This is a genomic window from Streptomyces panaciradicis (genome assembly GCF_023516615.1).
GTDB classification, from domain to species: Bacteria; Actinomycetota; Actinomycetes; order Streptomycetales; family Streptomycetaceae; genus Streptomyces; species Streptomyces panaciradicis.
Window position 1 is genome coordinate 18,764 of sequence record NZ_JAMGBF010000130.1, and the last position, 19,859, is coordinate 38,622.

Consider the following 19,859-nt stretch of genomic DNA (forward strand, 5'->3'; position numbering starts at 1 on the left):
GCGCACCACCTCCATGAAACCCACGTCGGAGCCGACGTGTTACCCGCCCGGAGGAGCCGCCCGTGTCCGCCACCTGCCCTGTCGAGGGGACCCACCCCGTCGACGAGAAACTCCCCGCCCTGAAGATGGCGACCACCGGTCTGCAGCATGTGGCCGCCATGTACGCGGGAGTCGTCGCCCCGCCCCTGATCGTCGGCGCGGCCATCGGCCTCTCCGCCACCGACCTCACCTTCCTCACCGGCGCCTGCCTGTTCACCGCCGGCCTCGCCACCTTCCTGCAGACCCTGGGCGTGTGGAAGATCGGCGCCCGGCTGCCCTTCGTCAACGGCGTCACCTTCGCCGGGGTGGCCCCCATGACGGCGGTCGTCGCCTCCACCAAGGACAAGACCGACGCCCTGCCCATCATCTACGGCGCGGTGATCGTCGCCGGACTCCTCGGATTCCTGGCCGCCCCCGTCTTCTGCAAGGCGGTCCGCTTCTTCCCTCCCGTCGTCACCGGCACCGTCATCACGCTGATAGGCGTCTCCCTGCTGCCGGTCGCCTTCGGCTGGGCACAGGGACCCAACCCCGGTGCCGAGGACTACGGTTCGGCCAAGTACCTGACCCTGGCCGCCGTGACCCTCCTGCTCGTACTGCTGCTGCGCCGCTTCACCCGCGGCTTCGTCAAGCAGATCGCCGTCCTGCTCGGCATGGTCGCGGGCACCCTGGTCGCGATCCCCTTCGGCGTCACGGACTTCGGCCCGGTGGCGGACGCGGACGTCATCGGCTTCCCGACGCCGTTCCACTTCGGCGCACCGCAGTTCCACCTCGCCGCGATCCTGTCCCTGTGCGTGGTGATGGTGGTGTCGATGACCGAGTCGACCGCCGACATGCTGGCGCTCGGCGAGATCGTCGAACGCCCCGCCGACGAGCGGACGATCGCCGCCGGCCTGCGCGCCGACACCCTCGGCTCGGCCCTCAGCCCCCTGTTCAACGGCTTCATGTGCAGCGCCTTCGCCCAGAACATCGGCCTGGTCGCCATGACCCGCATCCGCAGCCGCTACGTCGTCGCCGCCGGCGGAGGCTTCCTGGTCCTGATGGGGCTGTGCCCGATGGCCGCCTCGCTCATCGCCGTCGTACCGCGCCCGGTGCTCGGCGGGGCGGGCGTGGTCCTCTTCGGGTCGGTCGCCGCCAGCGGCATCCAGACCCTGGTCAAGGCGGGCCTGGACAAGGACAACAACGTCCTGATCGTCGCCGTCTCGCTCGCCGTCGGCATCATCCCGATCACCGCGCCGGAGTTCTACCACGCCTTCCCCGAGACGGCGCGGATCGTACTGGACTCGGGCATCTCGACGGGCTGCGTGGCCGCGGTGGCGCTGAACCTGGTCTTCAACCACCTCGGCAAGGGCCGTGACGCACAGGAGGTGACCCACCCGATGGAGGCGCCCGCGATGGTGCACGCTGTCCCCCATGAATGAGTCCGGCCGCGTCGAGGCCTTCAGCGACGGCGTCTTCGCCATCGCCATCACCCTGCTCATCCTGGAGATCAAGGTCCCGGAGGTCGGTGAGGACGGCGACCTGTGGCACGCCCTCGGCGCGCAGTGGCCGTCCTACGCCGCCTACGTGGTGAGCTTCCTGGTGATCGGCATCATGTGGATCAACCACCATCAGCTGTTCAGCTACGTCGCCCGCGTCGACCGCAGGCTGATGTTCCTGAACCTGCTCGTGCTGATGGTGGTGGCCGCGGTGCCCTGGCCGACCGCGATGCTCGCGCGGTACCTGCGCGAGGACGCGCCCTCGCACGTCGCCGCGGCCGTCTACAGCCTCGTCATGGTGGCGATGGCGCTCGCCTTCCAGGCCCTGTGGTGGCATCTGACGCGCACCGGGCACCTCTTCGACGACCGCGTCGACGTCGAGGCGGCCCGTGCCACCCGGGCCCGCTTCGCCCTCGGCTCCCTCGGCTACCCGGTCACGGTGGGTCTCGCCTTCGTCTCGGCGCCGCTCACCCTGGCCGCGCACGGCCTGCTCGCCCTGTACTACGCCTTCAACCAGCTGCCGGTGCCGACCCGGCCGGACCCGGCCAGTTCATGAGGTTGGCCAGCAGCTCGGCCTGCTCGATCGCGTCGTCCAGGGCGTGGTGCGTGTGCCGCCGGCGCGAGAGCAGATGCCGGGGCATCGTCCCCTTGGCGACCGCCCGCAGCGGCAGCCCGGCCTTCGTCGCGTACAGCGTCTTCATGTCCAGGCAGCCCGAGTGCCCGAAGGGACTCGCGCCGGTGAACCGGATCAGGTACCAGTACAGGAACGTCCAGTCGTACGGGGCCGGGTAGCCGCACATCACGGGCTGCGCCCCGGCACAGACCTCGCGCACCCAGTCGGCGAACTCGGCGAGGGCGACGGCCGGTTCGGCTCCCTCGGTCCTCAGCCGCTCCCGGTCGAGTCCGCTGACGGCGAGCGCCTCCGGCACGAACTCCTCGCTGATCGGCCGCAGTTCGCGGTAGAAGGTCCACTCCTCGGGATCGGCGGCGGTGAAGCCGTCGGCATCCTGCGTCCCGGCGACCGCGGCACCGAGGCTCAGCATCGAGTACGGCCCCGGGATGGGGCCGTCGGCCTCGATGTCGACGGAGAGGTAGCGGCTGGGCTTCACGCGGCGTGCGGACATGACCGCGGATCATCGCAGGTGAACACGGCCGGCCGCATCCCCGTTTCGGCCCCTTGGCGCCCCGCGCCCCGGGCGGGCCGTCGTAGGGTCCCCGCATGGAGAGGATCACCGCACGGCTGACGGCGCCCGCCACTCCCTCGGCTCCGGCACTCGCGCTGCGCCCCTGGGAGGCGGGCGACGCCCCCGCGCTGCTCGGCCTGCGGGGCGACGACGCCCTGCGGCGCTGGACGACTTTCGCCGTCGAGGACGAGAGGGCTGCGGCGGGCTGGGTGACGGAGCAGCGGCGCGGCTGGGAGACGGGCGAGCGGCTCGCCTTCGCCGTCGTGGAGGAAGGCGCGCCCGTCGGCCATGTGGTCCTCAAACGCGCCGCCCCCGGCGCCGCCTCGGCGGAGGTCGGCTACTGGACCGCCGCCCGCGCCCGCGGCCGTGGGATCGCGCCGCGGGCCCTGGAGGCGCTGACGGACTGGGCCTTCGCCGAGTTCGCCGACGACGGACTCGCCCGCCTGGAACTCGTGCACCAGACCGACAACACGGCGTCCTGCGCGGTCGCGCGGAAGTGCCGCTACGAACTCACCGGGCTGCTGCCCGCCGCACCGCCCGCCTTCCCCCGGGACGGGCATGTGCACGTGCGGACCCGGTCTGCGTAGATCAGAGGCCGAACAGCTCCGGCCTGTTCGTCAGCGCGCGGAAGTATCCCCGTGGGTCGGCGACCAGCCGGCGCTCCTCCAGGTCCAGCAGGCCGCCGACGGAGCGCAGTTCGGCGGAGACCGTGCCGTCCGCCTTGGTGATGGTCTGCGCGACCTGGAACGTCTTGCCCTCGCCCCACTCGAAGCCGCACGACACCGACACCTCGTCGCCCGCGCGCAGTTCGCGCACGTAGTCGACGGTCGTCCGCAGGACCACCGGCCCGACGCCCTTGGCGAGCAGTTCGGCGGGGCCCACCCCGGCGGCCTGGAGGATGGACCACCGGGCGTGCTCCGCGTACTGCAGGTACACGCTCTGGTTGAGGTGGCCCAGGGCGTCTGTCTCGTATCCGCGGACGGTCACCGGGACGGAAAACGGCTCGCTCACTGCGTTCCCTTCGCGTACTGACTCTCGTGCCGGATGTGACGAACACCTGATCTTGGCATGCTCATCACGCGCGGCGCGGGGAGGCCAGGAGATACCGTCTGCCTGTGCGCGGCTCCGCGTACTCGCCGACCTGCCAGCCCGCCCGCTCCAGCGTCGCCGCGCAGGCCCGCCGGGCCTCCTCGGCCGGCTCATGGACGGCGACCGCCTCCGGCTGCGGTGTCGCGCGCACCCGGTAGCCCTCCGGGCCCGCCCCGGCCGGACGGTGCCCCGCCGCCTCAAGGGCCAGCGCGGCCGCCTGCACCAGATGCGTGCGCTCCCAGTCGCAGGGCCGGTCCGTGGCGCCGTCCCGGTTGGTCATCCGGCGCAGCTCCAGCAGCCCCTGCCAGGCGCTGTGCACCTCGCGGACGCGGGCCGGGCCGGTCTGCGGCGCCTCCTCCTCGCCACCGACCCGCGCGGCGAACCCACCCCCAGCCGCGGCGGTCTCGGGCTCCGCCGGGGCGGCCGGCTCCTCGGCGTCGCGTATCCGGTGCCCGGCCGGCGTCAGGAAGTGGTCGTGCGGCGGCCGCGGGTGCCGGAAGGCCAGCCCCCGCTTCACCAGCGCCGCCAGCTGCGCCTCCGTACCCCGCAGCCGCCCGGTGACGGGATCGGCGGCGTCGATGACACGCCGCTGCGCGGCGGTCGGCGGTCGTGTCACGGCGTCCTCCTCCCGGCCTCGGGCCCCTGCTCCCACCTGCTTCGAAGGCTACGACGCGGGTCTGACAACCGGCCCGCCCAGGGGCGTGGTGCCGCTACTGCCGGTACCCGCTGAGGAACCGCCCGATCCGGCCGATGGCCGCCTCCAGGTCGTCGGCGTGGGGCAGGGTGAGGATGCGGAAGTGGTCGGGGGCGGGCCAGTTGAAGCCCGTGCCCTGCACCACCTGGATCTTCTCGCGGAGCAGCAGGTCCAGGACGAACTTCTCGTCGTCGTGGATCTTGTGCACCTTGGGGTCGATGCGGGGGAACGCGTACAGCGCGCCCTTGGGCTTCACGCAGGACACCCCGGGGATCTCGTTGAGCTTCTCCCAGGCCACGTCGCGCTGTTCGTAGAGGCGGCCGCCGGGCGTGGTCAGGTCGCGGATGGACTGGCGGCCGCCGAGCGCGGCCTGGATGGCGTACTGGGCGGGCGCGTTGGCGCACAGGCGCATGGAGGCCAGCATGGTCAGGCCCTCCAGGTAGTTCTTCGCGTGCTGCTTCGGGCCGGTCACCACCAGCCAGCCCGAGCGGAAGCCGGCCACCCGGTAGGTCTTCGACAGGCCGCAGAAGGTCAGGACGACGAGGTCGGGGGCGAGGGCCGCGGCGGAGTGGTGGACGGCGTCGTCGTAGAGGATCTGGTCGTAGATCTCGTCGGCGAAGACCATCAGGCCGTGCCGCCGGGCGAGGTCGAGGATGCCCTCGACGACCTCCTTGGGGTAGACCGCGCCGGTGGGGTTGTTGGGGTTGATGATGACCACGGCCTTGGTGCGGTCCGTGATCTTCGACGCCATGTCGGCCAGGTCCGGGTTCCAGTCGGACTGCTCGTCGCAGAGGTAGTGCACCGCCTTGCCGCCGGCGAGGGTGGTGACCGCCGTCCAGAGGGGGAAGTCCGGGGCGGGGATGAGGATCTCGTCGCCGTCCTCGACCAGCGCCTGCACGGCCATCGACACCAGCTCGGAGACGCCGTTGCCGAGGAAGACGTCGTCGACGTCGACCTCCAGGCCCAGGGTCTGGTAGCGCTGGGCGACCGCCCGGCGGGCGGAGAGGATGCCGCGCGAGTCGGTGTAGCCGTGTGCCTGGGGGAGCATCCGGATCATGTCCTGGAGGATCTCCTCCGGCGCCTCGAAGCCGAACACCGCGGGGTTGCCGGTGTTCAGGCGCAGCACGCTGTGGCCCGCCTCCTCCAGGGCGTTGGCGTGCTCGATCACCGGGCCGCGGATCTCGTAACAGACCTCGCTGAGCTTGTTCGACTGCCGGAACTCCATGCGTCCCTCCGGTATCTGGTGGTGCTTGGTTTTACCAAGTGGGTGCTTGGAAAGTCCAATGACATGTCTAGACTGCGTCGCATGTCACGACGCCGAAGCTACGACCAGTACTGTTCCGCCGCCCGCGCGCTCGATGCCGTCGGCGACCGCTGGACCCTGCTGATCGTCCGGGAGCTGCTGGCCGGACCCCGCCGCTACACCGACCTGCACGCGGACCTGCCCGGCGTCAGCACGGACGTACTCGCCTCACGGCTGAAGGACATGGAGCGCGACGGGCTGACGACCAGGCGCCGGCTGCCGCCGCCCGGCGCCGCCTACGTCTACGAACTCACCCCGCGCGGCCGGGAGTTGCTGCCCGTGCTGCAGGCGCTCAGCGTGTGGGGGCAGGAGGAGCTGGGGGAGCGGCGGCCCACGGACGCCCTGCGCGCCCACTGGTTCGCGCTGCCCCTGCTGCGGGCGCTGGAGGGCGAAGGACTCGTCGAAGTCGGCCTGGAGGAGGGCGACTTCCACCTCTTCGTCGGCGCCCAGGACGGCCCGGTGTACGGCGACGGGCCCGCCCCCGGTGAGCCGGACGCGCGGCTCGTCCTGGACGCCCACACGTGTGCCGCCCTCGGGCGCGGGGAGGTGAGCCTGGCCGACGCGGTGCGGGACGGGCGCGTCACGGTCACCGGCGACGGCACGCTCGCCAAGTCCCTGCGGGACGCATGAGAGCCCAGTCCGCGCGGGACGCATGAGAAGAGCCCGCCGTACCGGACGTACGGCGGGCTCCTCGACGGGCCGTCAGGCCGCGGGCGGCACCCGGGTGGGCCGGCCCGATCCGCGGGTCAGTGCGTAGCCGCCGATCCCGGCGAGCGCGGCCAGCACCGCGCCGATGCCGGTCCACACCCAGCGGTCCGACCACCAGCCGGACGTCCAGCCGCCGTCGGGCTCGATGCTGGACAGCACCGCCGCCTTCGACGTGTCACCGTCCTCGGAGCCGGACTTCGACGACACGGCGATGCCCGGCACCAGCGGCTGCGCCAGCGAGCCGTCCACCGCCGCCGCGCCGCCGATGTCCTTGGAGCCGACCCGCACGGACGCCTTCACCGGCTGGCCCAGGTCGGCCGTCGTCAGGTTCAGGGCCGTCAGCCGGATGTAGTAGGTGCCCGGCAGCGGGTCGTCGGCCCACGGCTCCGACCAGGCCCGGACCGTGCGCAGCACACAGGCCAACTCGACGGTCGTGGAGCCCTGTTCGGCGGTGCGGGTCTGCGCGCCGTACTGGCAGGACTGGCGGCGGCGCAGGCCGTCGTAGACGTCGACCTGCCAGGTCTGGGCCGCGTGCGAGGCGGGCAGCTTCACCGTCGCCCGCACCGTGGGCCGTTGACCGGCGTCCGCGGGGAACGACCAGTACAGGTAGTCGCCCGTGGAGGCGCTCGCGGTGGCCTCCTGCCCCTGGTCGACCTCGGCCGCCGTACGGAACGACGTGCCCGCCGACGTCGGCGCCGAGTCGTCGCCCGAGGCGCTCGGGGAGGGCGAGGAGTCCGCGACGGCCGGGGTGACCGTCAGCCCGAACAGCAGCGCCGCCGCGCCCAGCATCCGTGTGATCCGCATCAGTTGGTCCTCCAGACCGCGACCCGCCAGCGCGACAGCCAGCCCCACAGCAGACCGGCGACGAAACCGACCAGCACCAGCACACCCAGCAGCCACCAGCCGCGCCCGAGACCGAACGACGCCACGTCGCTCGCCTTCGAGGGGCCGTCGACGACGTCCACCGTCAGCTCCAGCGGCATACCGGGCGTGGTCTTCACGCGCGAGGCCGGGGAGAAGGAGTTGGTCACCTGAAGGCACACCGTCTCCGCGGGAGCGTCGTCCGCGTCGCTCTCCGCCTTCGGGTAGCGCAGCCCCGTCGAGATCACGTCGGTGCGGCCGTTGCCCGCCGACTCGCCGCGCACGATCTCCCGGCCGTGCACCGTGACCGCCCGCAGCAGCACGCCGTAGGACGGGCTCACGGCCCGGTCCGCCGCCACGCTGACCGAGGCGCGCAGCTCCTTGCCCGGGTCGACGTCCACCTTGTACCAGCGCTGCTGCCCGAACTCCTCGCGGTCGGTGAACAGACCCGACTTCAGCGTCGGCGCGCTCGTGCACTGCGTGGCGCCCTCGGTCGCCACCGGCGTCACCACCGGGTCGGCGGCGCGGTCCACCAACTGGTTGACCTTGTCGGTGAGTTCGTCGGTGTGCTCGACCGAGGTGTACGTGCCCCCGGTCGCCTCCGCGATACAGCTGAGCTGCTTGTTCAGCTTGGTGTTCGGGACCAGGCCGAGCGTGTCGATGGTCATGCCGATGCCCTTGGCGGCTATCTCGCGGGCCACCTCGCACGGGTCGAGCGGGGCGCACGTGTCCTCGCCGTCGGTGATCAGCACGATCCGCTTGGAGCCGTCCCCGTCGGCGAGGTCGCTCGCGGCCTTCAGCAGCGCCGGGCCGATCGGCGTCCACCCGGTCGGCGAGAGCGTCGCCACCGCCGTCTTGGCCTCGGTGCGGTCCAGCGTGCTGACCGGGTACAGCTGTGCGGTGTCCTTGCAGCCCGTCTGCCGGTCGTTGCCCGCGTAGTTCGCGCCGAGCGTGCGGATGCCGAGCTGCACGTCCTCGGGCGTGGCGTCGAGGACCTCGTTGAACGCCTGCTTCGCCGCCGCCATCCGGGTGCCGCCGTCGATGTCCCGGGTCCGCATGGAGCCGCTGACGTCGAGGACGAGGTCGACCTTCGCGTTCGCCCCGCTCGTGGGTTCGCCGGCCTCCGCCGCGGCCGGGAAGGCGAGCCCGGCCGCCAGGGTGGCGAGCAGGGCGCACACTCCCGCCGCCAGCCGTTGTGTTCTGATCATCGGCGGATCCTATTGATCAGGTGGGCCGTGATCCAAAACGACCGGTCAGCGCAGGGGGTTGGGCAGCACGGTCCACTGGTCCCCGGGCGTTCCCGGCGACATCCGCATCAGCGTCAACGCCTTGGTCGGCAGCGGCTCTTCGAGCAGGGCCACGAGGTCCGGCGTGCGCGGCAGATCCCGTACGGCGGTCTCCAGCGCCGCCCCCAGCGCCGCCGCCGAACCCGCCGTACCGGCGAGCGCGCCCGCCACCAGGGAGCCGAACAGCTTGCGCCTGAGGGCGGTTTCGTCGTCCGTGACGATCCGTCCGGTCAGCTCCGGAACCGGGACGCCGTGCCGGGCGAGCCGTGCCGGGCTGACGCGAATGTCGGCGAGGTCGCGGTAGACCAGCCGCAGCGGGGCGCCCGTGGCGGAGAGGACGACCAGCAGGTTCTGGCCGTGCGCCTCCAGGGCCACGCCGATCTCCAGCAGACGCAGGCCGACGGTGAGGGCGAGGCGGGTGAACTCTGCGAGCCAGGACGGCGACGACGGCAGCGCGGTGGTGGCCAGCGCGGCCACCGGCACCACCCGCTCGCCCCGGTCCGTCGCCGCGTATGTGCTCGGCGATTCGCGCAGCACGGCGGCGAGGTCGGGCGAGTCGGCCGTCGCCGCGCCCAGCGTCCGGGTGACGTGCAACAAGCCGTCCGAACGGGCCGCCAGCGACTCCCCGAACGCCGACAGCGTCGCCGACATGCCCACCGAGTAGACGGAGATGTCCCGCACGGAGGACGTCAGCCGGGCGCTGAGCGCGGTCTTGACGTGCGGCCCGTCCGGCACGGCGAGCGTCCGCAAGGACATCAGCGGGTGCGCGGCGAACCCGTCCTCGCAGCTCCGCTTCAGCACGTGCGCCGCCTGCCACGGATGCACCGGCAGCAACAGCCGCCCCGCGTCCCGCAGTTCGTCCGGCCACACCCCCGTCACCAGGCTCTCCTCCGGGCGCACCGCGACCGTCCCCAGCCGCACCACCGGCCGGTGCTCGGGCCCGTACGCCAGCTGTTCGGCGACCGAGAACCCGGGCCGGGAACGGCAGTTGGGGTGGTACGGATGCCCGTCCACGACTCGCTGCTCCCACTCCCAGTCGGTCGCCGGCCACGCGTCCGTGAGCGGCGCCCGGTCGGCCCGTGACAGCGCCGTCGAGGCCACGCTGTGCCCCAGCTCGGCCGCGAAGCCGCCGCCGTGCGGCACGGCCAGGTCCGTCATCAGCCGCGCCGGATCGTCGTACGCCGTGCCGTCCAGTCGTACGACATCGACGTACGCGTCCGTCGCGTACGGGTCCGCGGCCGGGCCGTGCAGCCGGCGGCCGTCGGCCAGGCGCAGGGTGAGGCCCTCCCGGCCGGGCTCCCGCCCCGCGACCCAGGGCAGCGGCTCGTACGCGAGCGCTCGCCACAGCCGGGTCAGCACGGCCGCCCGGGCACCCGCCAGCTCGGCCGCGTACCGTGACAGCAGGCCGGGACGTACGACGGCCAGCTCGTCGGCGACCTCGGTCTCCGCGGGTCGGGGACGGTCCACGGGCGTGCTCCTCGGGTACGGACAGGGCGTCACGGACAGGTCGCGACGGCGTACATACTGATCATCTTCTCCCGAACGGGTCTTCAGGGAACGAGTGGATCGCGTGGATCTCATCCCCCCTCATGCCGGCGACGACGCCGACCGCGCCGACGCGTACGCGGCCGTGCCGCTCCTCAACTGTCTGCTGCGCGAGGTGGCGGAGCCCGTGTCCGGCACACCGTCCCCGGACGCCCGCGCACCGCGCACGTACCGGCTGCCCGGCACCGGCCGCCTGCTGCGGGTGCGCGGCGAGCGGCGTCCGGCCGCTCCCGAGGTGTTCGCGGCCGGGCACTGGCACCGCGTCGGCCACACCGAGCTCGTCAAGCTCGTCGGCGAGGAGCTGCGCCGGCACACCGGCCTGTCCAACCACGAACTGCCGGCCGAGATGATCGACAGCCGGGACGCCGTGGCCGCGCTGCTCGCCGCCCGCGCCCGGGCCACGGCGCCCGAGGACCCGTACCTGCGCTCCGAGCAGTCCCTGATCACCGGCCACCCGTACCACCCGGCGCCCAAGGCGCGCGGCGGCGGTCCGGTCGCCGGGTGGCTGCCGTACGCCCCCGAGGCGCACGCCCGCTTCCCGCTGGTCCTGCTCGGCGTGCGCGAGGACACGGTCGTCGAGGAGGGCGACACCTCCGCGCTGGACGCGCTCGGCGAGGCGCCGCCCGGCTACCGGCTGCTGCCGGCCCACCCCTGGCAGCTGGACCTGGTCGACCTCGCGCCCGCCTTCGCCGACGGCCGCCTGGTCCGGCTGGGCACGACCGCCTTCGACGCCTGGCCGACGGCCGCGATCCGCACGCTGTACGCCCCCGCGCACGACCTGTTCCTGAAGTTCAGCCTCGACGTCCGCATCACCAACGACATCCGCCGGCTGTGGCGCCACGACCTGCTGAGACTGCGCCGGACCGACAGGGCCGTCACGGCCGCGTTCGCCGCGATGGGCGGCCCGGCCGCCTGGCTGAGCGACCGCGGCTACCGCACCGCGGGATTCGCCTTCGAGGAACTCGCCGTCCTGGTCCGCGACGGACTGCGCGGGCACGTGCTGCCCGGCGCGACCCCGCTGCTCGCCGCCGGCCTGGTGGAGGGCTTCGAGGGCAGCCCGCTGGACTCGGCCGAGGACCCGGCGGCCTGGTGGGAGGCGTATCTGAGGGCCGTCGTGCCCCCGGCGCTGACCGCCTTCGCCGAGCACGGCGTGGTCCTGGAGGCCCATCTGCAGAACACGCTGGTCGCCGTGGACGCCGTCGGCACTCCGGTGCAGGCCCTGTTCCGGGACGCGGAGGGCGTCAAGCTGCTGCCGGAGGTGTCCCGGGCGGCGGGCTGGGAGCGCCTGGTGTACTGCCTGGTCGTCAACCACCTCACCGAGGTCGCGGGCGCCCTGGCCGAACGCCGCCCCGGCCTCGACCCCTGGCCCGCCGCCCGCCGCGAGTTCTCCCGCCACGACCTCCCCGAGGTCACCGGCCTGCTCACCGCACCCACCCTGCCCGGCAAGACGAACCTGCTGCTGCGCTGGATGGGCGCGGACGGCGCGGACGCCCGCTATCTGCCGCTGCCGAATCCGCTGGCCGGGTGAGCGCTGACATACCCTGGCCGGTGTGCTGCGCGACGTGACTGCTGTTCGATACGTGACCCCGCTGCGGTCCGGCGGCTCCGTGCCCGGAGTCGTCGAGGCCGACGACCTGGGCACCTACGTCGTGAAGTTCACCGGCTCCGCGCAGGGCCGCAAGGCGCTCGTCGCCGAGGTCATCGTCGGCGAGCTGGCCCGCGCGCTCGGGCTGCGCTTCCCCGAGCTGGTCCTGGTGCACTTCGACCCGGCGATCGCCGACGGCGAGCCGCACCAGGAGGTCCGCGACCTGCATGCCGCGAGCAGCGGCCTCAACCTCGGCATGGACTACCTGCCGGGCGCCAAGGACTTCACCCCGGACCTCGCGAAGGTCTTCCCGGTGGACCCCCTGGAGGCGGGCCGGATCGTCTGGCTGGACGCCCTGACCGTCAACGTCGACCGCACGGTCCACAGCTCCAACCTCATGGTCTGGCCGACCCTCGGCACCGTGCCCCCGCGGCTGTGGCTCATCGACCACGGCGCCGCCCTCGTCTTCCACCACCGCTGGGACGGCACCGACCCCGCCAAGGCCTACGACTTCCGCCACCACGCCCTCGGCCACTACGGCCCGGACGTGCGCGCCGCCGACGCCGAGCTCGCGCCCAGGGTGACCGGGGAACTGCTGCGCCGGGTCGTCGCGGAGGTCCCCGACGCCTGGCTCACCGACCACGCCTCGCCCGCCGAGGCCCGCGAGGCCTACGTGAGCTACCTGCACGCGCGGGTGCGGGCCTCGGCGCAGTGGCTGCCGACGGACTTCCCGAGCCGGGAGGAACTGGCCGCCGAGGAGGCCCGGCGGGCGGCGAAGAACCAGCAAGGACGCCCCGCGTGGCTCAGGCAGGTCCCCGACCTGCACGGCAAGCCCGCGGCCGAACAGGATTGGTCGGTGCACCTCGGATGAGTGGCCGCGTCGAGATCGAGTACTGCACCCAGTGCCGCTGGCTGCCGCGTGCCGCCTGGCTGGCGCAGGAACTGCTGACGACGTTCGAGGCGGAGCTGACCGAGCTGGCGCTGCGGCCGGGCAAGGGCGGGGTGTTCGTCGTGCGCGTGGACGACGAGGTCGTCTGGGACCGCCGCGAGCAGGGCTTTCCCGAGCCGACGGCGGTGAAGCGGGCCGTACGCGACCGAGTGGCCCCGGGGAAGCCCCTGGGCCACTCGGACGCGGTCCCGCAGGAGGACGTCAGCCCTTGAGCTGCTCGTACGCCGGCAGGGTGAGGAAGTCGGCGTAGTCCTCGTCGAGGGAGACCGTCAGCAGCAGGTCGTGGGCCTGCTGCCAGTGGCCGGCCGCGAAGGCCTCCTCGCCGATCTCGCCGCGGATGGCGTCCAGTTCCTCGGCGGCGACCTTGCGGGCCAGCTCCGGGGTGGCCTTCTCGCCGTTCTCGAACTCGACGCCCGCGTTGATCCACTGCCAGATCTGCGAGCGGGAGATCTCGGCGGTGGCCGCGTCCTCCATCAGGTTGAAGATGGCCACCGCGCCGAGACCGCGCAGCCACGCCTCGATGTAACGGATGCCCACCTGGACGGCGTTGACCAGACCGGCATACGTCGGCCTGGCGTCGAGGGAGTCGACGGCGATCAGGTCGGCCGCCTCGACGTGCACGTCCTCGCGCAGCCGGTCCTTCTGGTTCGGCCGGTCGCCGAGGACCTTGTCGAAGGACTCCATGGCGATCGGGACCAGGTCGGGGTGCGCGACCCAGGAGCCGTCGAACCCGTCGTTGGCCTCGCGGTCCTTGTCGGCGCGGACCTTCTCGAAGGCCACCTTGTTCACCTCGGCGTCCCGGCGCGAGGGGATGAAGGCCGCCATGCCGCCGATGGCGTGCGCGCCGCGCTTGTGGCAGGTGCGCACGAGGAGTTCGGTGTACGCCCGCATGAACGGGGCCGTCATCGTGACCGCGTTGCGGTCCGGCAGGACGAACTTGGCTCCCCCGTCACGGAAGTTCTTGACGATGGAGAACAGGTAGTCCCAGCGGCCGGCGTTCAACCCCGAGGCGTGGTCGCGGAGTTCGTAGAGGATCTCCTCCATCTCGTACGCCGCCGTGATCGTCTCGATCAGGACGGTGGCGCGGATGGTGCCCTGGGGGATGCCGAGGTAGTCCTGCGCGAAGACGAACACCTCGTTCCACAGGCGGGCTTCGAGGTGCGACTCGGTCTTCGGGAGGTAGAAGTAGGGGCCCTTGCCGAGGTCGAGCAGCCGCTGGGCGTTGTGGAAGAGGTACAGGCCGAAGTCGACGAAGGCGCCGGGGACCTGGTTGCCGTCGGCGTCGACGAGGTGACGCTCGTTCAGGTGCCAGCCGCGCGGGCGCATGACGACCGTCGCCAGCTCCTCGTTCGGGCGCAGGGCGTACGACTTGCCGGACGTCTCGTCGGTGAAGTCGATGTTCCGCGTGTAGGCGTCGGCCAGGTTGATCTGCCCGAGGACGACGTTCTCCCAGGTCGGCGCGGAGGCGTCCTCGAAGTCGGCGAGCCAGATCCTGGCGCCCGAGTTCAGGGCGTTGATGGTCATCTTGCGGTCGGTGGGACCGGTGATCTCCACGCGGCGGTCTTCCAGGGCCGCGGGGCAGGGGGCGACCTTCCAGGAGTCGTCGGCGCGGATCGCGGCGGTCTCCGGGAGGAAATCCAGGGTGGAGGTGCGGGCGATCTCGGCGCGGCGCTCGGCGCGGCGGGCGAGGAGTTCGTCACGGCGCGGCGTGAACCGCCGGTGCAGCTCGGCCACGAAGGCGAGCGCCGCCTCGGTGAGGACCTCCTCCTGCCGGGGCAGGGGCTCGGCGTCGACGATGGCCAGCGGGGACGGCGCTGGTGTGGACATGAGCTGTCACTTCCTTCAGCGGTGGCACCGGGTGCCAGTCGTTCCGGGTACGGCGAGCAACACCCCGGGAGCAGCAGGGCGCTTCTGAACAGTGGATACTAGTTTCCTCATCGTGGAACTTCAATGGTTTGTTGATGTCGAGATTCTCCGGGTCGAGGGAAGGTGGCTCCGCGTGCCACCCCGCTCACTCAAGGTGGATCAGATCGGCCTCCGTGTCGATGTCGTACGGCCGTGCCACGTCCCCGCACTCGACGAGCCTGATCGCCTCCCGATGGGCCCGGAGGTAGGCGCGGGCACCGCGATCCCCGCTCGCGCTCTCGGCGATCCCGGCCCAGTGGGCGGAACCCAGCAGGACCGGATGCCCGCGCACCCCGTCGTACGCGGCCGACGCGAGCGAGCCGTCGTCCTCGTAGGCGGCGAGTACCCGCCGCACCGCCTCCACGCCGATCCCCGGCTGGTCGACGAGCGAGACGAGGGCGGCCCGGGCGCCCGTCCCGGCGAGCGAGTCCAGCCCGGCCCGCAGCGAGGACCCCATGCCCTCCTCCCACGCCGGGTTCTCCACGACCACGCATCCGCCCAGCTCCGCCCGCCGGCGCACCTCGTCGGCCCGCGCCCCGAGGACCACGTGGACGCGGGCGCAGCCGGCCGCGCGCAGCACGCCGACCGCGTACTCGACGAGTGGCCGTCCGCGGTGTTCCAGCAGCGCCTTGGGCCGCCCGCCGAGGCGTCGGCCGCCCCCGGCGGCGAGGAGCAGCCCGGCCGGTTCGCGCTCTTTCTCCGTCATGCGTCCTGCATACCTGACGCACGAGCGAGTGCCCGGTTTCCAGGGGCTGAATTTCGGTCCGCACTGTGGCGCGCCCCGCATCGGGTGGCGTTTACTGACCCGCGTCCCCCGGCGCCCGACCAGTGCCACGGGACCGCTCGGCGGGAGCACCATCACACGACGGCGCACAGGGGCGTGCGAGGGGGAGAGCTGTGTTGCGGAGCTTGGGGCAGAGACCTGTGACGGGCAGCGGTGAGGATCCGAGGGTGGCGGGACTGCGCTCCGCCGTGTCCCGGCTGCGCCGCCAACTCGCCGCGCACCCGGTCGAGTTCCCCGACCGCGGCATCGCCGAGGACGAACTCGCCGCGCTCGCCGCCATGACGATCGACGGCGCCCCCGAGATCCCGCGGCTCCGCCGCTCGTTGCTGCTGATCGCCGGCGCCATCGGGTCGGTCAGCGCGCTCTCGGGCGGTCTGTCGGAGGTGCGCCACGCGGTGGAACTGTTCGGGGAGCCGCCCCGGCGGTGACGGGACGTCACCTCCCGTTCGCCGAGGGCCCCTCGGGCCGGATCAGCCCCCGGTGCTCGCCAGTGCCTCCGACAGCTCCACCGCCACCTGCTGCAGCACCGGCACGATGCGCTCCGTCGCCGCCTCCGTCACCCGGCCCGCCGGGCCGGAGATGGAGATCGCCGCGGAGGTGGGGGAGTCGGGCACGGACACCGCGAGGCAGCGCACCCCGACCTCCTGTTCGTTGTCGTCGATCGCGTACCCCTGGCGCCGTACGTCCGCCAGGGCCGCGAGAAAGCCCTCCGGCGTGGTGATCGTCTTCTCGGTCGCGGCCGGCATGCCGGTGCGCGCGAGCAGGGCGCGGACCTCGTCGTCCGGGGTGTTCGCCAGCAGTGCCTTGCCGACACCCGTGGAGTGCGGCAGCACCCTGCGGCCGACCTCGGTGAACATGCGCATCGAGTGCTTCGAGGGCACCTGGGCGACGTAGACGATCTCGTCGCCGTCGAGCAGCGCCATGTTCGCCGTCTCGCCGGTCTCCTCGACCAGGCGGGCCAGGTAGGGGCGCGCCCAGGTGCCCAGCAGGCGGGAGGCCGACTCGCCGAGACGGATCAGACGGGGGCCGAGCGCGTACCGGCGGTTGGGCTGCTGGCGGACGTACCCGCAGGCCACGAGGGTGCGCATCAGGCGGTGGATGGTGGGCAGCGGCAGCCCGCTGCTCGCGGACAGCTCGCTCAGACCGACCTCGCCGCCCGCGTCGGCCATCCGCTCGAGCAGGTCGAAGGCGCGCTCGAGGGACTGGACCCCGCCACCGTTGGACTTGGCGGAGTCGGTGGTGCTGGCGCTGGACGTCGGCACGGCGCGTTCCTTTCGGGACTGGCGGAAGGGGCCAAAGCCTACCCGGCAGCCGGTTGACTCCCCGCTCGTACGTAGCTACGTTCTGCTTGCTGGAATTCTAATTCCGCTTTGTGGAAACGTCCAGACTGCAGGCGTCGGCGGCTCTCCCGGGAAGTGTGCCCTTGACGGCGCCGGGGCGGGAGTGAAGACTCCTTCAACAGAAAGTTGAATTCCGTTACGTGGAAGTAAATCCCGTTTCCGGGGCGTGACGGCGGCGGCAGAGAGGGGTCCGGGTGTCCGACACAGAACTGGTGCTGCGCTCGACACGCGTCATCACGCCCGAGGGGACGCGTGCCGCCTCGGTCGCGGTCGCCGACGGCACGATCACGGCCGTCCTGCCGTACGACGCCGACGTGCCCGCCGGTGCGCGCCTGGAGGACGTCGGCGACCACGCCCTGCTGCCCGGCCTGGTCGACACCCACGTGCACGTCAACGACCCCGGCCGCACCGAGTGGGAGGGCTTCTGGACCGCCACCCGCGCGGCGGCGGCCGGCGGCATCACCACCCTCGTCGACATGCCGCTCAACTCCCTCCCGCCGACCACGACCGTCGACCACCTGCGCACCAAGCAGGCGGTCGCCGCCGACAAGGCGCACATCGACGTCGGCTTCTGGGGCGGCGCCCTGCCCGACAACGTCAAGGACCTGCGCCCGCTGCACGAGGCCGGCGTCTTCGGCTTCAAGGCGTTCCTGTCCCCGTCCGGCGTGGACGAGTTCCCGCACCTCGACCAGGACGGGCTCGCCCGGTCGCTGGCCGAGATCGCCTCCTTCGGCGGGCTGCTGATCGTGCACGCCGAGGACCCGCACCACCTGGACGCCGCCCCGCAGCAGGGCGGTCCCCGCTACGCCGACTTCCTCGCCTCCCGGCCGCGCGACGCCGAGGACACGGCCATCGCCCAGCTGATCGACCAGGCCAGACGCCTCGACGCGCGCGTGCACGTGCTGCACCTGTCCTCCAGCGACGCGCTGCCGCTGATCGCCGCCGCGAAGGCGGACGGCGTCCGCGTCACCGTCGAGACCTGCCCCCACTACCTCACCCTCACCGCCGAGGAAGTCCCGGACGGCGCCAGCGAGTTCAAGTGCTGCCCGCCCATCCGGGAGTCCGCCAACCAGGACCTGCTGTGGCAGGCGCTGGCCGACGGCACGATCGACTGCGTGGTCACCGACCACTCCCCGTCCACGGCCGACCTGAAGACCGGCGACTTCGCCACCGCCTGGGGCGGCATCTCCGGCCTCCAGCTGAGCCTCCCGGCCGTCTGGACGGCGGCCCGGGAGCGCGGCCACACCCTGCAGGACGTGGTCCGCTGGATGTCGTCCCGGACGGCCCGACTGGTCGGCCTGGACACCCGCAAGGGCGCCATCGCGCCCGGCCACGACGCCGACTTCGCGGTCCTCGCACCCGACGAGACCTTCACCGTGGACCCGGCGGCCCTCCAGCACCGCAACCGTGTCACCGCGTACGCCGGCAAGACCCTGTACGGCGTCGTGAAGTCGACCTGGCTGCGCGGCGAACGCATCGTCGCCGACGGCCAGTTCACCGACCCGAAGGGCCGCCTGCTGACCCGTGTCCCCTGATCCGCCCGCACCCGCGGCGGCCCACTCCCGAAAGGAACCTTTGATCACCGTGACGGCGATTCCGAGTTTCACCGGCGACGCGAACCCCTACGGAGGCGGTGACCCGTACGCGGACTACCGCACCGCCGACTTCCCCTTCACCCAGTACGCCGACCTCGCCGACCGGCGGCTCGGCGCCGGTGTCATCGCCGCCAACGACGAGTTCTTCGCCGAGCGGGAGAACCTCCTGGTGCCCGAGCGGGCCGAGTTCGACCCGGAGCACTTCGGGCACAAGGGCAAGATCATGGACGGCTGGGAGACCCGCCGCCGGCGCGGCGCGAGCGCCGAGCACCCCTGGCCCACCGACGAGGACCACGACTGGGCGCTGGTCCGCCTCGGCGCGCCCGGCGTCGTCCGCGGCATCGTCGTCGACACCGCCCACTTCCGCGGCAACTACCCGCAGGCGGTGTCCGTCGAGGGGACCTCGGTGCCCGGCTCCCCGTCGCCGGAGGAACTCCTCGGCGACGACGTGAAATGGACGACCCTCGTCCCGCGCACCCCGGTCGGCGGCCACGCGGCGAACGGCTTCGCCGTCTCCGTCGAACAGCGCTTCACGCACCTGCGCGTCAACCAGCACCCCGACGGCGGCATCGCGCGACTGCGCGTGTACGGCGAGGTCGTACCGGACCCGGCGTGGCTGGCGGCCCTCGGCGCGTTCGACGTCGTCGCCCTGGAGAACGGCGGCCGGGTCGAGGACGCCTCCGACCTCTTCTACTCGCCGGCCACCAACACCATCCGGCCGGGCCGCTCCCGCAAGATGGACGACGGCTGGGAGACCCGCCGGCGCCGCGACCGGGGCCACGACTGGATCCGCTACCGGCTCGCCGCGCAGTCGCAGATCCGCGCGATCGAGATCGACACGGCCTACCTGAAGGGCAACAGCGCGGGCTGGGCGTCGGTGTCGGTACGCGACGGCGAGGACGGCGACTGGACCGAGATCCTCCCGCGCACCCGCCTCCAGCCCGACACCGACCACCGCTTCGTCCTGCCGGCCCCGGCCGTCGCCACGCACGCGCGCGTGGACATCTTCCCCGACGGCGGCATCTCCCGCCTGCGCCTGCACGGCACCCTCACGGACACCGGCACGGCAAGCCTGACGGCCCGCCACCAGGAACTCGGCGGCTGACCCACACGCGCGGCACCCGAGCTCTGCGGGGCGCCTTGAGCGTGTGGGGCCACAGCGGCCGTCCCTGGGCGAGCCAACGGAGCAGTCCGGGGCCGCCGCGGCCGAAGCGGCTGCCTGGGCGCGCCGGCCGGTAGATCCCGGTGCGCCCCCGCGCGGGGCTCTGGCCTTCCGGGGCGTGCCGGGTCGTCGGCTCCGGGCGCCTTGTGCGTGGCGGGCGACGGGGGTCGCCGTGGGCGGGGCAACGGAGCAGTCCGGGGCCGCCGCGGCCGAAGCGGCTGCCTGGGCGCGCCGGCCGGTAGATCCCGGTGCGCCCCCGCGCGGGGCTCTGGCCTTCCGGGGCGTGCCGGGTCGTCGGCTCCGGGTGCCTTGTGCGTGGCGGGCGACGGGGGTCGCCGTGGGCGGGGCAACGGAG

The 19,859-nt window shown here is 72.8% G+C and carries 20 protein-coding genes; 10 read left to right on the plus strand and 10 right to left on the minus strand.

Annotated features, from left to right (window positions below):
- Positions 1–125: 125 nt before the first annotated feature.
- Both M8J74_RS33875 and M8J74_RS33880 read left to right on the plus strand, forming a co-directional pair.
- Positions 126–1,457 (plus strand): nucleobase:cation symporter-2 family protein, encoded by a 1,332-nt coding sequence (locus M8J74_RS33875; RefSeq protein ID WP_249840124.1) that lies wholly within the window; start codon positions 126–128, stop codon positions 1,455–1,457.
- Complete coding sequence (locus M8J74_RS33880; protein ID WP_249840107.1) at positions 1,450–2,070, plus strand: TMEM175 family protein; 621 nt, start codon at positions 1,450–1,452, stop codon at positions 2,068–2,070. Before M8J74_RS33875 ends, M8J74_RS33880 begins: the two co-directional genes overlap by 8 nt.
- Here the strand turns inward: M8J74_RS33880 and M8J74_RS33885 are convergent.
- Positions 2,024–2,638 (minus strand): 3'-5' exonuclease, encoded by a 615-nt coding sequence (locus M8J74_RS33885; RefSeq protein ID WP_249840108.1) that lies wholly within the window; start codon positions 2,636–2,638, stop codon positions 2,024–2,026. The genes M8J74_RS33880 and M8J74_RS33885 overlap by 47 nt on opposite strands.
- Positions 2,639–2,733: 95 nt before the next feature.
- On the opposite strand from M8J74_RS33885, the gene M8J74_RS33890 reads away from it, so the two are divergent.
- Complete coding sequence (locus M8J74_RS33890) at positions 2,734–3,285, plus strand: GNAT family N-acetyltransferase (protein ID WP_249840109.1); 552 nt, start codon at positions 2,734–2,736, stop codon at positions 3,283–3,285.
- A gap of 1 nt (position 3,286) precedes the next feature.
- Here M8J74_RS33890 and M8J74_RS33895 read toward each other — a convergent pair whose 3' ends face one another.
- The 3 genes from M8J74_RS33895 to M8J74_RS33905 form a co-directional block, all read right to left on the minus strand.
- The gene (locus M8J74_RS33895) at positions 3,287–3,709 is read right to left on the minus strand and encodes an acyl-CoA thioesterase (protein WP_249840110.1); all 423 of its coding nucleotides are present in this window, start codon (positions 3,707–3,709) and stop codon (positions 3,287–3,289) included.
- 64 nt (positions 3,710–3,773) lie between these two features.
- The gene (locus M8J74_RS33900; RefSeq protein WP_058922252.1) at positions 3,774–4,403 is read right to left on the minus strand and encodes a hypothetical protein; all 630 of its coding nucleotides are present in this window, start codon (positions 4,401–4,403) and stop codon (positions 3,774–3,776) included.
- Between the two features lie 94 nt (positions 4,404–4,497).
- The gene (locus M8J74_RS33905) at positions 4,498–5,706 is read right to left on the minus strand and encodes a pyridoxal phosphate-dependent aminotransferase (RefSeq protein WP_249840111.1); all 1,209 of its coding nucleotides are present in this window, start codon (positions 5,704–5,706) and stop codon (positions 4,498–4,500) included.
- 81 nt (positions 5,707–5,787) lie between these two features.
- On the opposite strand from M8J74_RS33905, the gene M8J74_RS33910 reads away from it, so the two are divergent.
- On the plus strand, positions 5,788–6,414 hold the full coding sequence (locus M8J74_RS33910) for a winged helix-turn-helix transcriptional regulator (RefSeq protein WP_249840112.1): 627 nt from the start codon (positions 5,788–5,790) through the stop codon (positions 6,412–6,414).
- Between the two features lie 72 nt (positions 6,415–6,486).
- On the opposite strand, the gene M8J74_RS33915 is transcribed toward M8J74_RS33910, so the two are convergent.
- From M8J74_RS33915 to M8J74_RS33925, 3 genes are read right to left on the minus strand one after another with little or no spacing between them, the layout of a single operon-like run.
- Positions 6,487–7,296: a hypothetical protein gene (locus tag M8J74_RS33915; protein WP_249840113.1), complete on the minus strand. Its 810-nt coding sequence runs from the start codon at positions 7,294–7,296 to the stop codon at positions 6,487–6,489.
- The gene (locus M8J74_RS33920) at positions 7,296–8,561 is read right to left on the minus strand and encodes a VWA domain-containing protein (RefSeq protein ID WP_249840114.1); all 1,266 of its coding nucleotides are present in this window, start codon (positions 8,559–8,561) and stop codon (positions 7,296–7,298) included. The genes M8J74_RS33915 and M8J74_RS33920 overlap by 1 nt, the downstream gene beginning before the upstream one ends.
- 45 nt (positions 8,562–8,606) lie before the next feature.
- Positions 8,607–10,106, minus strand: a complete 1,500-nt coding sequence (locus M8J74_RS33925; protein WP_249840115.1) for an IucA/IucC family protein — start codon at positions 10,104–10,106, stop codon at positions 8,607–8,609.
- Positions 10,107–10,200: 94 nt separating this feature from the next.
- Here M8J74_RS33925 and M8J74_RS33930 point away from each other — a divergent pair, with 94 nt between their 5' ends.
- Genes M8J74_RS33930 through M8J74_RS33940 form a run of 3 tightly spaced genes read left to right on the plus strand, consistent with a single transcriptional unit; the run spans position 10,201 to position 12,930 of the window.
- Positions 10,201–11,712, plus strand: coding sequence for an IucA/IucC family protein (locus tag M8J74_RS33930; RefSeq protein ID WP_249840116.1), 1,512 nt, complete (start codon positions 10,201–10,203; stop codon positions 11,710–11,712).
- A gap of 22 nt (positions 11,713–11,734) precedes the next feature.
- Positions 11,735–12,640 (plus strand): HipA family kinase, encoded by a 906-nt coding sequence (locus M8J74_RS33935; RefSeq protein ID WP_249840117.1) that lies wholly within the window; start codon positions 11,735–11,737, stop codon positions 12,638–12,640.
- A complete protein-coding gene (locus M8J74_RS33940; protein ID WP_249840118.1) occupies positions 12,637–12,930 on the plus strand; it encodes an Rdx family protein in 294 nt (97 codons plus the stop codon). Before M8J74_RS33935 ends, M8J74_RS33940 begins: the two co-directional genes overlap by 4 nt.
- Here the strand turns inward: M8J74_RS33940 and aceB are convergent.
- Both aceB and M8J74_RS33950 read right to left on the minus strand, forming a co-directional pair.
- On the minus strand, positions 12,920–14,545 hold the full coding sequence (aceB, locus tag M8J74_RS33945) for a malate synthase A (RefSeq protein WP_249840119.1): 1,626 nt from the start codon (positions 14,543–14,545) through the stop codon (positions 12,920–12,922). The two genes, M8J74_RS33940 and aceB, sit on opposite strands and share 11 nt — an antisense overlap.
- Before the next feature lie 184 nt (positions 14,546–14,729).
- A complete protein-coding gene (locus tag M8J74_RS33950; protein WP_249840120.1) occupies positions 14,730–15,329 on the minus strand; it encodes a nucleotidyltransferase family protein in 600 nt (199 codons plus the stop codon).
- 191 nt (positions 15,330–15,520) lie between these two features.
- Here M8J74_RS33950 and M8J74_RS33955 point away from each other — a divergent pair, with 191 nt between their 5' ends.
- Complete coding sequence (locus tag M8J74_RS33955; RefSeq protein WP_249840121.1) at positions 15,521–15,835, plus strand: DUF5955 family protein; 315 nt, start codon at positions 15,521–15,523, stop codon at positions 15,833–15,835.
- A gap of 42 nt (positions 15,836–15,877) precedes the next feature.
- Here M8J74_RS33955 and M8J74_RS33960 read toward each other — a convergent pair whose 3' ends face one another.
- Entirely contained in the window at positions 15,878–16,669 is a 792-nt protein-coding gene (locus tag M8J74_RS33960; RefSeq protein ID WP_058922241.1) for an IclR family transcriptional regulator, read from the minus strand.
- Between the two features lie 272 nt (positions 16,670–16,941).
- On the opposite strand from M8J74_RS33960, the gene allB reads away from it, so the two are divergent.
- Together allB and alc are read left to right on the plus strand one after the other, a co-directional pair.
- The gene (gene allB / locus M8J74_RS33965; protein WP_249840122.1) at positions 16,942–18,282 is read left to right on the plus strand and encodes an allantoinase AllB; all 1,341 of its coding nucleotides are present in this window, start codon (positions 16,942–16,944) and stop codon (positions 18,280–18,282) included.
- Between the two features lie 49 nt (positions 18,283–18,331).
- Complete coding sequence (alc, locus tag M8J74_RS33970; RefSeq protein ID WP_249840123.1) at positions 18,332–19,447, plus strand: allantoicase; 1,116 nt, start codon at positions 18,332–18,334, stop codon at positions 19,445–19,447.
- Positions 19,448–19,859: the final 412 nt, after the last annotated feature.

Bases quoted from the DNA above. Each gene is read 5' to 3' on its own strand.
- M8J74_RS33875 (WP_249840124.1), top strand. From the start codon at position 126: ATGGCGACCACCGGTCTGCAGCATGTGGCCGCCATGTACGCGGGAGTC.
- M8J74_RS33880 (WP_249840107.1), top strand. From the start codon at position 1,450: ATGAATGAGTCCGGCCGCGTCGAGGCCTTCAGCGACGGCGTCTTCGCC.
- M8J74_RS33885 (WP_249840108.1), bottom strand. From the start codon at position 2,638: ATGTCCGCACGCCGCGTGAAGCCCAGCCGCTACCTCTCCGTCGACATC.
- M8J74_RS33890 (WP_249840109.1), top strand. From the start codon at position 2,734: ATGGAGAGGATCACCGCACGGCTGACGGCGCCCGCCACTCCCTCGGCT.
- M8J74_RS33905 (WP_249840111.1), bottom strand. From the start codon at position 5,706: ATGGAGTTCCGGCAGTCGAACAAGCTCAGCGAGGTCTGTTACGAGATC.
- M8J74_RS33910 (WP_249840112.1), top strand. From the start codon at position 5,788: ATGTCACGACGCCGAAGCTACGACCAGTACTGTTCCGCCGCCCGCGCG.
- M8J74_RS33915 (WP_249840113.1), bottom strand. From the start codon at position 7,296: ATGCGGATCACACGGATGCTGGGCGCGGCGGCGCTGCTGTTCGGGCTG.
- M8J74_RS33920 (WP_249840114.1), bottom strand. From the start codon at position 8,561: ATGATCAGAACACAACGGCTGGCGGCGGGAGTGTGCGCCCTGCTCGCC.
- M8J74_RS33940 (WP_249840118.1), top strand. From the start codon at position 12,637: ATGAGTGGCCGCGTCGAGATCGAGTACTGCACCCAGTGCCGCTGGCTG.
- aceB (WP_249840119.1), bottom strand. From the start codon at position 14,545: ATGTCCACACCAGCGCCGTCCCCGCTGGCCATCGTCGACGCCGAGCCC.
- M8J74_RS33950 (WP_249840120.1), bottom strand. From the start codon at position 15,329: ATGACGGAGAAAGAGCGCGAACCGGCCGGGCTGCTCCTCGCCGCCGGG.